The following is a 16,052-nucleotide window of genomic DNA, read 5'->3' as shown; positions in this document are numbered from 1 at the left end:
CTGGCGACTGAATCCAACCATAGCCTGACGTATGTCGCATGGCAATGCGCAAGGGACGCCGTCTAATGCGCGCTTACACAGTATCTCCACGGGCTTGAGCACCACCGGCAGCCGCGTCGATAGCCTTTCGACCGGTGTCAGCACCGTCAGCAGCAACGTGGACAGCCTTTCCACGGGCCTGAGCACGGCTAACAGCTCGGTCACGAGCATGTCGACCACGGTCAACTCATTCTCGACTGGCCTGAGTACCACGAATAGCGCGGTGAGCAGTTTGTCGACCGGCTTGAGCACGACGACTAGCGCGGTAACCAGTCTGTCGACGGGTTTGAGCTCAACGAACACCACAGTTAGCTCGCTGTCGACAAACCTGAATTCGCTTTCTGCTTCCGCATCCACGGGCATCACGTCGCTGTCGACGGGCCTGAGCAGCACCAATAGCGCGGTCAGCAGCCTTTCCACGGGCCTGAGCACGACGAACATCGCGGTCGGCAGCCTGTCCACCGGCTTGAGCACGACGAGCAGCAAGGTCGACAGTCTCTCGACCGGGCTCAGCACAGCGACGAGCGCGGTGAGCTCGCTTTCGACGAGCGTGAGTTCGATGTCGACGGGCTTGAGCACGACCAACAGCACGGTCAGCAGCCTATCGACGGGTTTGAGCACGACGAATAGCGCCGTGAACAGCATGTCGACCGGTCTGAGCACGACCAACAGTTCAGTCGACAGCTTGTCGACGGGCATGAGCACGCTGTCGGCCTCGGCTTCGACGAGCGTGAGTTCACTGTCGACGGGTTTGAGCACGACCAACAGCACGGTGAACACGCTGTCGACGGGTCTGAGCACAGCCGGCAGCAAGGTCGATAGTCTTTCGACGGGCCTGAGCACGACGAGCAGCAAGGTAGATAGCCTGTCCACATCGGTGACTTCGCTGTCGACGGGTTTGAGCACCACCAACACTGCGGTGAGCAGCCTCTCCACTGGTCTGAGCACCACCAACAGCACCGTTGGTTCTCTCTCCACGAATTTGAGTTCGCTCTCGGCGTCGACTTCGACGGGCGTGAGCTCGCTGTCGACCGGCCTGAGCACGGCCAATAGCTCGATCAACAGTCTGTCGACGGGGTTGAGTACCACCAATAGCTCCGTTACCTCGTTGTCGAGCACGGTTGGCACACTCTCGACCGGTCTGAGCACGACCAACAGCACCGTCAACGTTCTTTCGACGGGCTTGAGCACCACGAACAGCAACGTCACGAGCCTGTCGACCGTCGTCGGCAATGCCGTGATGTACGACGATTCGACGCATTCCCTGGTGACGTTGAATGCAGGCGGCTCGGCCGTCAAGCTCACCAACGTGGCAGCTGGCACGAGCGCCCTCGACGCGGTGAACTTCGGACAGTTGACTTCGCTTTCAGCTTCGGCGTCGACGGGTATCACCTCGTTGTCCACCGCGTTGTCGACTTCGGGCATCGACATCATTACGTCGCTTTCGACGATGGTCTCGACGGGCGTGAGTTCTCTCTCCACCGGTCTGAGTACAACGACTAGCACGCTAAGCAGCTTGTCCGCGTCAACTTCGACGGTTGTGAATTCTGTCTCGACAAGTCTCGATTCGCTGTCCACCTCGGTTTCGACAGGCGTCAGTTCGTTGTCGACGGGGATGAACTCGCTGTCGGCTTCGACGTCCACAGGCATTAGCTCGTTGTCCACCGGCATGAACTCGCTGTCGGCTTCGACCTCCACGGGCATCAGTTCGCTGTCCACGGGCGTGAGCTCGCTCTCTACGGGCGTCAGCTCGCTGTCCACGGCGCTGAACTCGCTGTCATCATCGACCTCGACGGGCATCACTTCGCTGTCCACGGGCGTGAACTCGCTGTCGAGCTCGACCTCCACGGCCATCAACTCGCTGTCGGCCTCGAGCTCCACGGGCATCAGCTCGCTCTCCACGGGCATGAGCTCGCTGTCGGCTTCGACCTCCACGGGCATCAGCTCGCTCTCCACGGGCATGAGCTCGCTGTCGGCGTCGACCTCCACGAGCATCAGTTCATTGTCCACGGGCATGAGCTCGCTGTCGGCTTCGACCTCGACGGGCATCAGCTCATTGTCCACGGGCATGAGCTCGCTGTCGGCCTCGACCTCCACGGCCATCAGTTCGCTCTCGACAGGCGTCAGTTCGCTCTCCAGCGGCGTAAGTTCGCTCTCGACGGGCCTGAACTCGCTGTCGTCCTCGACCTCCACGGGCATCAGCTCGCTCTCGACGGGTCTGAATTCACTGTCGACGTCGGCCTCCACAGCCATCAACTCGTTGTCGGCGTCGAGCTCGACCGGCATCAGCTCGCTCTCCACGGGCCTGAGCTCGCTGTCGGCTTCGACCTCCACGGGCATCAGCTCGCTGTCCACGGGCGTCAACTCGCTCTCCACCGGCGTGAATTCGCTCTCGACGGGTCTGAGCGCGCTGTCCGGTTCCACCTCGACGGCGATTAACTCGCTGTCCACGGGTGTGGCCAACTCGGTGCAGTACGATGACTCGACGCACGCCAAGGTCACGCTGAACAAGGGCGGCTCGGCAGCGACGCTGACCAACGTGGCAAACGGCACGAGCGCGCTGGATGCGGTGAACTTCGGCCAGCTGAGCTCGCTGTCGTCCTCGACCTCTTCGGGCTTGAATTCGCTGTCGACCGCGGTGTCGACCTCGGCAGGCAACTTCGATTCGCTCTCCACGGGCATGGCGTCGATGTCCACGGGCATCAACTCGCTGTCCACGAGCATCAGCTCGATCTCGAGCTCGACCTCGACGGCGATCAACTCGCTGTCCACGGGCGTGAGCTCGTTGTCCACCGGCGTGAGCTCGCTCTCGACAGGCATGAACTCGCTGTCGTCGTCGACCTCGACTGCGATCAACTCGCTGTCCACCGGCGTGAGCTCGCTCTCGACGGGGATGAACTCGCTGTCGTCGTCGACCTCGACTGCAATCAACTCGCTGTCCACCGGCGTGAGTTCGCTCTCGACGGGCATGAACTCGCTGTCGTCGTCGACCTCGACTGCGATCAACTCACTGTCCACCGGCGTAAGCTCGCTCTCCACGGGCATGAGCTCGCTGTCGGCCTCGACTTCGACCGCGATCAACTCGCTGTCCACCGGCGTGAGCTCGCTCTCGACGGGTATCAGCTCGCTCTCCACGGGCATGAGCTCACTGTCCACGGGCATGAGTTCGCTGTCGTCCTCGACCTCGAGCTCCATTAATTCGCTGTCTACCGGCGTGAGTTCGCTGTCCACGGGCGTGAGTTCGCTGTCCACGGGTGTCAGCTCGCTGTCCACGGGCGTGAGTTCGCTGTCCGCCGGCGTGAGCTCGCTGTCCACAGGCGTGAGCTCGCTGTCCACAGGCATCAACTCGCTGTCCACGGGTATCAGTTCGCTGTCGACGGGTGTCAGTTCCTTGTCCTCGGGCGTGAGTTCGCTGTCCTCGGGCGTGAGCTCGTTGTCCACTGGCGTGAGTTCGCTGTCCACGGGCATGAATTCGCTGTCGTCGTCGACCTCCACGGGCATCAACTCGTTGTCCACGGGCGTGAGCTCGCTGTCCACGGGTATCAGCTCGCTGTCTTCTGGCGTGAGTTCGCTGTCCACGGGTATCAGCTCGCTGTCCACAGGTATCAGCTCGCTGTCCTCGGGTGTCAGTTCGCTGTCCAGCGGCGTGAGCTCGCTGTCCACCGGCGTCAGTTCGCTGTCCACGAGCGTGAGTTCGCTGTCCACGGGCGTGAGCTCGCTGTCCGCAGGCGTCAGTTCGCTCTCGAGCGGTGTGAGCTCGCTCTCCACGGGCATGAACTCGCTGTCGGCTTCGACTTCGACGGGCATCAGTTCGCTCTCCACGGGCATGAGCTCGCTGTCGAGCGGCGTGAGTTCGCTGTCCACGGGCATGAGCTCGTTGTCGGCGTCCACCTCGACGGGCATCAGCTCGCTGTCCACCGGTGTCAGTTCGCTGTCCACGGGTGTGAGTTCGTTGTCGACTGGTGTGAGCTCGCTGTCCACGGGCATGAGCTCGTTGTCGGCTTCGACCTCCACGGCCATCAGCTCGCTGTCCACCGGCGTGAGCTCACTGTCCACAGGCATCAGCTCGCTGTCCACGGGTATCAGTTCGCTGTCCACGGGCATGAGCTCGCTGTCGGCGTCCACTTCGACAGGCATCAGCTCGCTGTCCACGGGTGTCAGTTCGCTGTCCTCGGGTGTTAGCTCGCTGTCCACCGGCGTAAGCTCGCTCTCCACGGGTCTGAACTCGCTGTCGGCTTCGACCTCCACCGGCATCGACTCGTTGTCTACCGGTGTGAACTCGCTGTCGACGTCCACCTCCACGGGCATCAATTCGCTGTCCACGGGTGTGAACTCGCTGTCGGCATCCACCTCCACGGGCATCAGTTCGCTGTCCACGGGTGTGAACTCGCTGTCGACGTCCACCTCCACGGGCCTCAGCTCGCTCTCCACGGGCATGAGCTCGTTGTCGGCTTCGACCTCCACGGGCATCAGCTCGTTGTCCACGGGCATGAACTCGCTGTCGGCGTCGACTTCGACGGGCATCAACTCGCTGTCCACGGGCATGAGCTCGCTGTCGAGCTCGACCTCGACGGCGATCAACTCGCTGTCCTCGTCGACCTCGACGGGCATCAACTCGCTGTCTACCGGTATCAGCTCGTTGTCCACGGGCATGAGCACGCTGTCGAGCTCGACCTCCACGGCAGTCAACTCGCTGTCGACCGGTGTGAGCTCGCTGTCCACGTCGACCTCGACGGCGATCAACTCGTTGTCCACGGGTGTGGCCAACTCGGTGCAGTACGATGACTCGACGCACACGAAGGTCACGCTGAACAAGGGTGGCACGGCGGCGACGCTCACGAACGTGGCTGACGGCACGAACCAGTCCGACGCGGTGAACTTCGGTCAGTTGAGCTCGCTGTCGAGCTCGAACTCGGCCGCGATCAACTCGCTGTCCACGGGTATCAGCTCGCTGTCCACCTCGAGCTCCACGGCGGTGAACTCCCTGTCCACGGGCGTGAGTTCCCTGTCCACGTCGACCTCGACGGCGATCAGCTCGCTGTCCACAGGCGTGAGTTCGCTGTCCACGGGTATCAGCTCGCTGTCCACCTCGACCTCGACGGCGATCAGCTCGCTGTCCACAGGTGTGGATTCGCTCTCGACGGGCATCAGTTCGCTGTCCACGGGTGTGAGTTCGCTCTCGACGGGTGTCAGTTCGCTGTCCACCTCGACCTCGACGGCGATCAGTTCGCTGTCCACGGGTGTGGATTCGCTCTCGACGGGCATCGATTCGCTGTCCACGGGTGTGAGTTCGCTGTCGACGGGCGTCAGTTCGCTGTCCACTTCGACTTCGACCGCGATCAGTTCGCTGTCCACGGGTGTTGATTCGCTCTCGACGGGTGTGAGTTCGCTCTCGACCGGCGTCAGCTCGCTGTCCACATCGACCTCGACGGCCATCAGTTCGCTGTCCACGGGTGTCGATTCGCTGTCCACGGGTGTCAGCTCGCTGTCCACGTCGACCTCGACAGGTATCAGTTCGCTGTCCACGGGTGTGAGCTCGCTGTCCACGTCGACCTCGACGGCGATCAGCTCGCTGTCGACCGGTGTTGATTCGTTGTCGACCGGTGTCAGTTCGCTGTCCACGTCGTCCTCGACGGCGATCAGCTCGCTGTCCACCGGTGTGGATTCGCTGTCCACGGGTGTGAGCTCGCTGTCCACGTCGTCTTCGACGGCCGTCAGCTCGCTGTCGACGGGTGTAAGTTCGCTGTCCACTGGCATCAGCTCGCTGTCCACGGGTATCAGCTCGCTGTCGACGTCGTCTTCGACGGCGATCAGTTCGCTCTCGACCGGTGTTAGCTCGCTGTCCACAGGCATCAGCTCGTTGTCCACGTCGTCTTCGACGGCGGTCAGCTCGCTGTCCACGGGTGTTGATTCGCTCTCAACAGGCGTCAGCTCGTTGTCCACGTCGTCTTCGACGGCGATGAGTTCGTTGTCCACGGGTATCGACTCCATTTCGACGTCTTCGTCAACGGCCATCACCTCGCTGTCGACCGGTGTCGACTCGCTCTCGACGGGTGTCAATTCGCTGTCGACGTCGTCTTCAACGACGATCAATTCGATGTCCACGGGCGTGGATTCCTTGTCGACGGGCATGTCCTCGCTCTCGACAGGTGTGTCCTCGCTCTCGACGGGCTTCAGTTCGCTCTCCACGTCGATCTCGACGACCGTCAACTCGATGTCGACCACTGTGAACTCACTGTCGACGGGCATCGACTCGATGTCGACGACCGTGAGCACTGCGATGACCGACGTCACGAGCATCTCGACGGCCATGAGCACTGCCGCGAACGGGGGTGGCATCAAGTACTTCCATGCCAACTCCGTCCTGATCGACTCGTCGGCAACGGGCAAGAACTCGATCGCAATCGGCGGCAACGCCGTGGCGACGGCCGACAACGCGGTGGCTTTGGCTACCAACGCTGTCGCCGACCAGGCGAACACAGTGTCGTTCGGCAACAGCACGGACAAGCTGCGTATTACCAACATCGCGAACGGTATTGCTGACAGTGACGTTGCAACGGTTGGTCAGTTGAAGGATTCTGGCCTCTACGGCAATCAAACCGCGAAGACGGCCGCAACGTTCGACACGGATGCCAACGGCCACACCGACTACAGCAACATCACGCTGAGCGGCGCCCAAGGCACGCAGATCCACGGCGTTCAAGCAGGTGTCGCTCCGACCGACTTGGCCAATAAGGCGCAGCTCGACGCGCTGGCCAGTTCCATCCAGAACGTCACCGCGAGTGCGAATCCGCTCTTTGCGGCTGATGGCGACCGCACGACCGAAGCGGCGGTGGCTAGCGGTCCGCACGCTGTAGCAAGCGGCGCGAACGCACAAGCCACGGGCATGAGCACCACCGCAATGGGCACGAATGCCCTTGCGAGCGGGAACTACGCAACGGCGATCGGCGCAGGCAGCCAGGCTACGGCGGACAACTCCGTTGCCTTGGGTGCAAGTTCCGTGGCGGATCGTGCTCAGACGGTGTCGGTTGGTGCGGTAGGAAGTGAGCGTCAGATCACCAACGTCGCGGCTGGTACGCAAGACACGGATATGGTCAACGTGAACCAGTTGAACGACGCGGTCGCGCAATCCAACGGCTACACGGACGGTGCGGTTGCCGGGATGCAAAGCCAGGTCACTAACATCGGTCGCACTGCCTACTCGGGTATTGCAGCGGCTACGGCTCTGGCCATGGTCCCGCACATCGATCAGGACAAGGATATGTCCGTCGGTGTGGGCGGCGCCGCGTATCAGGGTTATGCGGCGGCTGCCGTCGCGATGAACCTGCGCGTCACGCAGAACCTCGTGTTGCAGGCGGGTGCGGGTACGAGCCGCAATGGCACCGTGTACAGCGCCAACGCTTCGTACCGGTGGTAAAGCAAGCTTCCTGACGTGACAGTCAGGAAGCAAAGCCTGGGCATTCGCGTAGTCGCGCGTTTGCCCAGGCGCTCGATTCAAGCAACCATCAATTACCCGGCAGTCACAAGATGTTCAAGTATCTTATTTCCATCATCTCCGCAGCGGCAATGTTGTCTGCATGCACCACCGACACAGGCATGGCCTATACGGCTCGAAAGGTGAACATCGCAAATCAGGGCGAAGCCTATCGTGTCACATGCTCCGGTCTGTTCGAGTCGCAGAAGTCGTGCATGAGCGCGGCGACAAAGATTTGCCAGGATCGCCAAGTGGTTTTGGTGCAGGCAGTCGACGGTCTGCAAGGCAATCAAGGCCGTAACAATCCGCGCGAGATCACCTTCACCTGCGGTTCTGCCGCATCGACCGCGAATCCGGCGTCTTGATTCAAGCTGTTCGAATCAGCGCGAAGCAATTTGCACGAAAGAGCCGACTCTCAACAAGAGTCGGCTTTTTTCATATTCAAGCGACGGCGCGCGCATCCAAATTCAGCTTTATGTTGTCCTTCGACCGCTTTACGGACGACTTTCCCGCTTACCAGTAAAATCCCGATTCTTCGGCGCGGTGCACGCGCTTGCCCGTTGCTTCTTTGCAGCGACGGCAAACGCACGCATAGCGCCAAAAACCTCAACAAAATCAAAGGAGGCGTCATGCCGGCCGTCCACGGGAGCATGCTCCTGCTCTATGCGGTGATCGCGATCGCGGTTCTGATCCTGATGATCGCGCGTTTTAAGGTTTACCCGTTTCTCGTTCTGATCATCGTGTCCGTGCTGCTCGCGCTTGCGGTCGGCATGCCGATGGACAAGATCGTCAAGGCGTTCGAGACCGGCAACGGCAATACGCTCGGGCATATTGCCATCGTCGTGGGTCTCGGTACGATGCTCGGCAAAATGATGGCGGAATCCGGCGGCGCCGAGCGCGTCGCCAATACGCTGATCAATGTCTTCGGCGAAAAGAACATTCACTGGGCGATGATGGTCGTGGCGATCATCGTGGGCTTGCCGGTGTTCTTCGAGGTGGGTTTCGTGCTGCTGATTCCGATCGCGTTCAATGTCGCCAAACGCACGGGCAAGTCCTTGCTGCTGATCGGTCTGCCGATGGTCGCCGGCCTTTCGGTCGTGCACGGTCTGATTCCGCCGCACCCGGCCGCGTTGCTCGCGGTGCAGGCGTATCACGCCGATATCGGCAGGACGATTGCATATGGTCTGATCGTCGGGATTCCGACCGCCATTGTCGCCGGGCCGCTTTTCGCGCTCATGATCCACAAGTACATCAAGCTGCCGGATGCCAATGCGCTGGCCGACCAGTTCATCAGCAAGCATGGCGATACGGAAAAAAAGCGCGATCTGCCGAGCTTCGGCATTACGCTCTTCACCATTCTGTTGCCGGTGATTCTCATGCTCGTCGGCAGTTGGGCCGACTTGGTCTTCACGCCGAAGACGCTGCCCAACGACCTGCTACGCTTCGTCGGTCAGTCCGACATGGCGCTTCTGATTGCCGTGCTGGTCAGTTTCTGGACTTTCGGTGCGGCGCGCGGCTTCAATCGCGATCAGATCCAGAAGTTCTGCGGCGAATGTCTTGCGCCGATCGCGGGCATCACGCTGATCGTGGGCGCGGGCGGCGGTTTCGGCAATATCCTGCGTGAGAGCGGCATTTCTCAGCAGATCGTCGCCACGGCTTCGCAAGCGAATCTTTCGCCCTTGCTGCTCGGCTGGTTCGTCGCCGCGCTGATTCGCCTGGCCACCGGCTCGGCGACTGTCGCCATGACGACCGCTTGCGGTATCGTGGCGCCGATTGCAGCGGCGGCAGGCGGTCACGTCAGTCCCGAGTTGCTGGTACTTGCTACCGGCTCTGGCTCGCTGATCTTCTCGCACGTGAACGATGGCGGCTTCTGGCTGATCAAAGAGTATTTCGGGATGACGGTCGGACAGACGTTCAAGACCTGGTCGTTGCTCGAAACGCTGATTTCCCTGATGGGTTTAGGTTTGACCTTCGCGCTCGCGGCGGTCGTGTAAGGAGATTTTGATGATTCTCATCGCGATGGGCGTCTCGGGCGCCGGCAAAACCCGCATCGGCGAAATGCTGGCGGAACGCCTGCAGTGCCCGTTCACTGACGGCGACGCGTTCCACAGCGCCGCCAACAAGGAAAAGATGCACAAGGGCATCCCGCTGACGGACGACGACCGCTGGCCGTGGCTCAAGACGATCCGCGCGGCGATCGAAGAGAAAAAGCGCGCGGGCGAAACGGCGGTGTTCACGTGCTCGTCGTTGAAGCGCTCGTATCGCGACATCTTGCGCGATGGCGACAAGGACGTCGTTTTCGTCTATCTGCAAGGCACGTTCGACGTGTTGAAGGAGCGCCTGCAGACGCGTACAGGCCACTTCTTCGAGCCGTCGCTGTTGCAAAGCCAGCTCGATACGCTCGAAGAGCCGGGCGAAGACGAGGCGATCATCGAGAGTATTGAACTCACGCCTGAGCAGATCGTGGATAACGTGATCGAGAAGCTCAAGACGCGCTGAGTCTGGAGCGATAGGCATCAAAAAGGCCCCGCGTGTTCAAGCGCGGGGCCTTCTTTTATGAAGCGAGCAAGTGCGGAAGGGCCGGCTCAAGCGGCCCGATCGAACGTCAAGCGATTCGCTTCGCCAGCTCGACCGCCTTGCCGATATACGAACCCGGCGTCATGTCGAGCAGCAACTGCTTCGCATTCGCGGGAATCGCGAGACCATTGATGAACGTCTGCAAGCCTTCGCGCGTGATGCCTTTGCCGCGCGTCAGTTCCTTCAGTTGCTCATACGGATTCTCGATGCCGAAACGGCGCATCACCGTTTGCACGGGCTCGGCGAGCACTTCCCAGCAATTGTCGAGATCTTCGTTCAGGCGCGCCGCGTTCACCTCGAGCTTGTCCAGACCGCGGATCAGCGCGTCGTAGGAGAGCAGCGAGTAGCCGAATGCCACGCCGATATTGCGCAGCACCGTCGAATCGGTGAGGTCGCGCTGCCAGCGCGAAATCGGCAGCTTGTCGGAAAGATGGCGCAGCGTCGCGTTCGCTAGGCCGAGATTGCCTTCCGAGTTTTCGAAGTCGATTGGGTTGACCTTGTGCGGCATCGTCGATGAACCAATCTCGCCCGCTTTCGTGCGCTGCTTGAAGTAGCCAAGCGAGATGTATCCCCACACGTCGCGATCGAGGTCGAGCAGAATCGTGTTCGCGCGCGCGACGGCATCGAACAGTTCCGCCATGTAGTCGTGCGGCTCGATCTGGATCGTGTACGGATTGAACGTGAGCTTCAAACGGTTTTCGACGACATCCTTCGAAAACGCTTCCCAGTCGAACTCCGGATACGCCGACAGATGCGCGTTGTAATTGCCGACCGCGCCGTTCATCTTGCCAAGCAACGGCACCTCGACGATACGTTCGATGGCGCGCGACAGACGCGCCGCCACGTTGGCGATTTCCTTGCCGAGCGTCGTCGGGCTCGCGGGCTGGCCGTGCGTGCGCGAGAGCATTGGCTGTTCGGCATGTGCGTGCGCGAGCTTCACCAGGCGCTCGTGCACCGAGCGCAGCGCGGGCACGATCACATGTTCGCGCGCGCCGGCGAGCATGAGCCCGTGCGACGTGTTGTTGATATCTTCCGACGTACACGCGAAGTGAATGAACTCGCTCGCGCGTTCCAGTTCCGGCTGACCCTTGACCGATTCCTTCAGCCAGTATTCGACTGCCTTCACATCATGATTCGTGACGCGCTCGATGTCCTTGATGCGCGCCGCGTCGTGCGCCGTGAAGCGCTCGGCCAAGCTCAGCAGAAATTGCTCGGATGCCTCGGAAAAGCGCGGCACTTCGGCGAAGCCCGCACGCGACAGCGCGATCAGCCAATGAATTTCGACCGTCACGCGGTGACGCATGAATGCGGCCTCGGAGAGCCATTCGCGCAGGGCTTCGGTCTTGGAGGCGTAGCGACCGTCGAGCGGCGAAAGCGCGGTGAGCGCGAAGAGGGTATCGGGACGGATATCGGACATGATGGCTTGGCGTGTCAGCTTCTGCTTGCGGCTGGAAGGAAAAGACGGCAGAACTGCGCATTTTACCATCGGATGCGTCCCAATCCCGGCGCGCCTCAGCCTTGGGCGCGCAATTCCCGGTCTAGCGCGTCGAGTTGCGCGGGCGTGCCGACGTTCTCCCAGCGGCCTACGTACAACTCGCCGGTGGCGCGTTTCCCCACGATGGTCTCGCGGTAATACGGCGTCAGCGCGCGGCGCGTACCCGGAGTCAGGTCATGGAACATGCGCGTGTCGTAGAGACCGATGTTGCCGAACGTATGGCGCGGCGCGCCGTCGATGGCGAGCAGTCCGTCTTCGCGCAACGCAAAGTCGCCGTTTGGATGGAAGGGCGGATTGGGCACCATCACGAGATGCATGCCGGGCGTATCGCGCGATGCGAGCTTGTCGGCGCGCTCGCCGAGCGACGCGTAGTCGAACTCGCAGAACACATCGCCGCTCACCGCGATAAACACGCCGCGCCCGATCAGATGCAGCGCCTGCGCGATTCCACCCGCCGTTTCCAGCGCGTCGGTCTCGGCGGAGTAGCGCAACTCGACGCCCCAGCGCGAACCGTCGCCGAGCGCGTCTTCGATCTGCTCGCCGAGCCACGCGTGATTGATGACGATGGTTTGGATGCCCGCCGCCGCGAGCCGCTCGATCTGCCAGACGATCAACGGCTTGCCGCCGACTTCAAGCAGCGGCTTCGGGCAGGAATCGGTGAGCGGGCGCATGCGTTCGCCGCGGCCGGCGGCGAAGATCATCGCCGTGTTGAGGACTTGACTCATGGCCGCTCAGAACGTATAGCCGACTTCGATCGCGCGGCCTTCCCACTGATCGAGCAGACGCGCGAAGGGGAAGAGCGGCGCGTAGCGTTCGGCCACCTTGCGCGCGTAGCCGATGAAGCGCGGCAAGTCCGCCAGATAGTGCGACTTGCCATCGCGATAATGAATGCGCGCGAACAGCCCGAGCACCTTGATGTGCCGCTGCAGGCCCATCCACTCGACCTGACGATAGAACTCGCCGAAGTCCGCATCGACCGGAAGGCCGGCCTTTCGCGCGCGTTCCCAGTAGTACACGATACAGTCGAGCTGAAACTCCTCGTCCCAGCTGATGAACGCGTCGCGCATGAGCGATGCGATGTCGTACGCAATCGGCCCGTACACCGCGTCCTGAAAATCCAGCACGCCGGGGTTCGGCTCCGCGACCATCAGATTGCGCGGCATGAAGTCGCGCAGCATGAAAGTGCGCGGTTGCGCGAGCGCGCTTTTGACGAGCAGATCGAAGGTCTTGTCGAGCGTCTTGCGCTCGGCTTGTGTGACCTCGCGGCCAAGGTGACGGCCGATGAACCACTCGGGCATCAACTCCATCTCGCGACGCAGGAACGCTTCGTCGAACGGCGGGAGCACGCCTTCGCGCGAAGTCTGCTGAAAGCGGATCAGCGCGTCGATGGCGTCGCGCATGAGCCCGCGCGCGTTCTTTTCATCGAGGACGGAGATGTAGGTGGTCGTGCCGAGATCGGTCACGAGCATGAAGCCGGCCTCGAAGTCGGCTTCGAGAATCTTCGGTACATGCACGTTGGCGGTTTCGAGCAAGCCTGCCACTTGCACGAACTCGCGGCATTTCTCGGGCGGCGGGGCATCGACGGCGATGAGCGTGCTGCCATGCTCCGATGCGCTCTCCAGCCGGAAGTAGCGGCGAAAGCTGGCGTCGGCCGAAGCGGGCGCGAGCGTCGCGACATCGAGCCGGTAACGATCGGTGAGGGTTTGCAGCCACGAACGAAGTTGTTCGAAGCGGGAATCGGGGGGAATGTGCGTCATAAATTCGAGAGGCAAAACATCTTGCCATATAATACCCCACGACTTTTTTAAGCGATCCGTTTCAAGCCTGGCGCCAGGCCCGACGACTGTCCGCGTCACCGTTCGATCGAGTGTCGTCCCTGCCTGGCAACGGACCGTCCAGTTTCGACCTCGACGCATGTGCGGTCACAGCGCGGCCAAAAGCGCGGCCGCAGACTTGTCGGCATCGCGCTCAGGACGCGAACGGGATCGAACCGCCACCCATACATGCCGCCACGACAGTTTCCCGCATCGAAGATTCCAGGCGACGCTCAGCCACGCCGGCGGCGGCTCGTCGCCGCGCTTTTATCCGTTCCGGGCCTGATGCCCGCTTTCGCGCACGCTCAGCTTGCAGGACCCGCAGCCGAACCGCAGCCAATCGACGGTCCCGGCAGCCTGCGTCTCGCGCCCCAACTGGAAGAGCGCCCGCTGAAGAGCGGCCAGCAGCCAACGAGTTTTCTTCTCGGCGACAAGACCACTGGCACGTCCGACGAGGACATGGCGGCGAAAGGTTCGGCGGAAATCCGGCGCACGGTGACGGTCATAAAGGGCGATGCGCTCCATTACGACCAGGACACCGACATGGCCGATGCTTTCGGCAATGTCAGGCTCATCAACAACGGCGTGTCGTTCGTGGGTCCCGAAGCGCATTTGAAGGTGGAGGCGAACGAAGGGTTCATGACGAACCCGAAGTACCACTTCCTGCTGACGGGCGGCTCGGGCAGCGCGGAGCGCATCGATATCATCGATAACGAGCGGGCGCGTGTCGATCACGGCACCTACACGGCCTGCGCGTGCGAAACCAATCCGGCCTGGTACATCAAGGGCAGTTCGTTCGATTTCGATACCGGCGCCGAAGACGGCGTCGCGCATAACGGCGTGCTGTTCTTCCAGGGCGTGCCGGTATTCGCAAGCCCGTGGCTGTCGTTTCCGTTGACGGGCGACCGCCGCAGTGGCTTTCTGCCGCCGACTTTTTCGGTGAGTTCGAACACGGGCTTCGAACTGACGGCGCCGTACTATTTCAACATCGCGCCTAATCGCGATCTGACGGTGACGCCGCGCGTCATGACGCAGCGCGGTGTGCTGATGGAAGCGACGTACCGCTATCTGTCGCCTACTTACTCCGGCTCGTTCACTGGCGACTATTTGCCGAACGATCGCGAAACGCACACGAACCGCTATGCCATCTTCTGGAAGCATTTTCAGAACTTCGGCGGCGGCTTTGCGGGTTACGTCAATTACAACAAGGTTTCGGACAGTCAGTATCCGGAAGACCTGGGCAACGCGTCGAACCAGTTCCTGAACGGCACGCAGTTGCTCTACCAGCAGGAAGCGGGTCTGACATACAGCAACGGACCGTGGTCCGTGCTTGCGCGCGAACAGCGCTGGCAGACGTTGCAGCCGTCGGTCCCGCCGTATGCGCGCGAACCGCAGTTGAACGTGCAGTACAGCAAGTTCAACGTCGGCGGTTTCGACTACGGCGCCGAAGCGGATTTCACGCGCTTCACGATCACCGAGGAAGGCGCGACCGACGGTCAGCGCATGTACTTCAACCCGTACGTGAGTTACGGGGTCAACGCGCCGGGCTACTTTGTCACGCCGAAGATTCAGTGGCACTTCGCCTCTTACGACCTGAGCCATATCGCGACCGGGCCGATTGCGGGTCAACCGCTGACGCCGGCAGGTCAGCCGAAGAACTTCACCGAATCGATCCCGACGCTCAGTTTCGACTCGGGTCTCGTGTTCGACCGCTCGGTGCGGCTCTTCGGCCAGGACTACATCCAGACGCTGGAACCGCGGCTTTACTACGTCTACACGCCGTATCACAACCAGAATTTCGCGCCGATCTTCGATACCGCCGAAGCCGACTTCGGTCTCGCCGAGATCTACACGCCGAACACGTTCGTCGGCAACGACCGGATCGCGGACGCAAACCGCATCACGGCGGGCCTCACGACGCGCTTCATCAACCCGGCGACGGGCGATGAACGTGCGCGTTTCGTCATCGCGCAGCAGTACTATTTCACGAGCCAGCGCGTCACGATCTCCGAGGATCAGCCGATCAACGAGGCCAAGCACTCGGACCTCATCGCGGGCGCGGCGATCAAGCTGGGAGCTGGTTTCGCCTCGGAAACCGCGTTCCAATATAATGTCGACAATAATCAGCTCGTGCGCTCGAGCATCGGCTTCGCGTTCAGCCCGGCCGACCGCAAGGTGATCAACGTCGGCTACCGCTACACGCGTTCCAACCAGACCACGCTCGTGAACGAGCCGATCAACCAGATCCTGGTGTCCGGCGAGTGGCCGCTCACGAATCGCCTCTATGCGGTCGCTCGTGTCAATTATGATCTTGCGAGTCATCGGCTCGTCGACGGCCTCGTGGGCTTCCAGTACGATGCCGACTGCTGGGCGCTTGGTTTCGGCGCGCAACGTTACGCTAATGGCGTCAACACCAGCGGTCAGCCCTCGTCCGGCACGCGCGTGCTCGCGCAGCTTACGTTCAAGGGCCTGTCGAACGTCGACAACGGCCTCGTCAGCGCGTTCCGCGCGAGCGTCCAGGGCTACCAGCCTCCGCCGCCAGCAGCGCCGCCGCTCGCCCGCTACAGCAACTACGAGTGAGCCTCGGGGAACGCAGGCGGACAAGGCATCCTCTAACACGCAGCTAAGAAGCAGTAAGGCGGCTCGCCAGAAC

Annotated in this window: 9 protein-coding genes and 1 pseudogene; 6 read left to right on the top strand and 4 right to left on the bottom strand. The window is 61.7% G+C overall.

The window, feature by feature from the left end:
* Nucleotides 1-31: 31 nt before the first annotated feature.
* Nucleotides 32-4,936 (top strand): annotated as a pseudogene (locus NCT04_RS34700) (beta strand repeat-containing protein); the annotation flags it as partial.
* Here NCT04_RS34700 and NCT04_RS12110 read toward each other — a convergent pair.
* On the bottom strand, nt 4,924-6,351 hold the full coding sequence (locus tag NCT04_RS12110) for a hypothetical protein (RefSeq protein ID WP_250465620.1): 1,428 nt from the start codon (nt 6,349-6,351) through the stop codon (nt 4,924-4,926). The pseudogene NCT04_RS34700 and the gene NCT04_RS12110 sit on opposite strands and share 13 nt — an antisense overlap.
* Here NCT04_RS12110 and NCT04_RS12105 point away from each other — a divergent pair.
* From NCT04_RS12105 to NCT04_RS12090, 4 genes are all read left to right on the top strand, one after another.
* The gene (locus tag NCT04_RS12105) at nt 6,320-7,456 is read left to right on the top strand and encodes a YadA family autotransporter adhesin (protein ID WP_250465619.1); all 1,137 of its coding nucleotides are present in this window, start codon (nt 6,320-6,322) and stop codon (nt 7,454-7,456) included. The genes NCT04_RS12110 and NCT04_RS12105 overlap by 32 nt on opposite strands.
* A gap of 110 nt (nt 7,457-7,566) precedes the next feature.
* Nucleotides 7,567-7,878 (top strand): hypothetical protein, encoded by a 312-nt coding sequence (locus NCT04_RS12100; protein ID WP_250465617.1) that lies wholly within the window; start codon nt 7,567-7,569, stop codon nt 7,876-7,878.
* Nucleotides 7,879-8,142: 264 nt separating this feature from the next.
* Nucleotides 8,143-9,507 carry a GntP family permease gene (locus NCT04_RS12095; RefSeq protein ID WP_250465615.1) on the top strand — a complete coding sequence of 455 codons (1,365 nt, stop codon included), beginning with the start codon at nt 8,143-8,145 and terminating at the stop codon, nt 9,505-9,507.
* Between the two features lie 10 nt (nt 9,508-9,517).
* Nucleotides 9,518-10,012, top strand: coding sequence for a gluconokinase (locus tag NCT04_RS12090; protein WP_244826208.1), 495 nt, complete (start codon nt 9,518-9,520; stop codon nt 10,010-10,012).
* Between the two features lie 106 nt (nt 10,013-10,118).
* Here the strand turns inward: NCT04_RS12090 and purB are convergent, their stop codons facing one another.
* The 3 genes from purB to NCT04_RS12075 all read right to left on the bottom strand — a co-directional run bounded on the left by purB (nt 10,119) and on the right by NCT04_RS12075 (nt 13,342).
* On the bottom strand, nt 10,119-11,507 hold the full coding sequence (gene purB / locus NCT04_RS12085) for an adenylosuccinate lyase (protein WP_250465613.1): 1,389 nt from the start codon (nt 11,505-11,507) through the stop codon (nt 10,119-10,121).
* 95 nt (nt 11,508-11,602) lie between these two features.
* Nucleotides 11,603-12,310, bottom strand: coding sequence for an N-acetylmuramate alpha-1-phosphate uridylyltransferase MurU (gene murU / locus NCT04_RS12080; RefSeq protein WP_250465612.1), 708 nt, complete (start codon nt 12,308-12,310; stop codon nt 11,603-11,605).
* A 6-nt stretch (nt 12,311-12,316) separates the two neighbouring features.
* Nucleotides 12,317-13,342 (bottom strand): aminoglycoside phosphotransferase family protein, encoded by a 1,026-nt coding sequence (locus NCT04_RS12075; RefSeq protein ID WP_250465610.1) that lies wholly within the window; start codon nt 13,340-13,342, stop codon nt 12,317-12,319.
* A 246-nt stretch (nt 13,343-13,588) separates the two neighbouring features.
* Between NCT04_RS12075 and NCT04_RS12070 the strand changes: the two genes are divergently transcribed.
* On the top strand, nt 13,589-15,979 hold the full coding sequence (locus NCT04_RS12070) for an LPS-assembly protein LptD (protein ID WP_244826204.1): 2,391 nt from the start codon (nt 13,589-13,591) through the stop codon (nt 15,977-15,979).
* Nucleotides 15,980-16,052: the final 73 nt, after the last annotated feature.

Source organism: Caballeronia sp. GAFFF2 (genome assembly GCF_023631485.1).
Taxonomy (GTDB): domain Bacteria; phylum Pseudomonadota; class Gammaproteobacteria; order Burkholderiales; family Burkholderiaceae; genus Caballeronia.
Note: the sequence above shows the minus strand (reverse complement) of the source record. Positions and strands in the feature narration are given on the sequence as shown.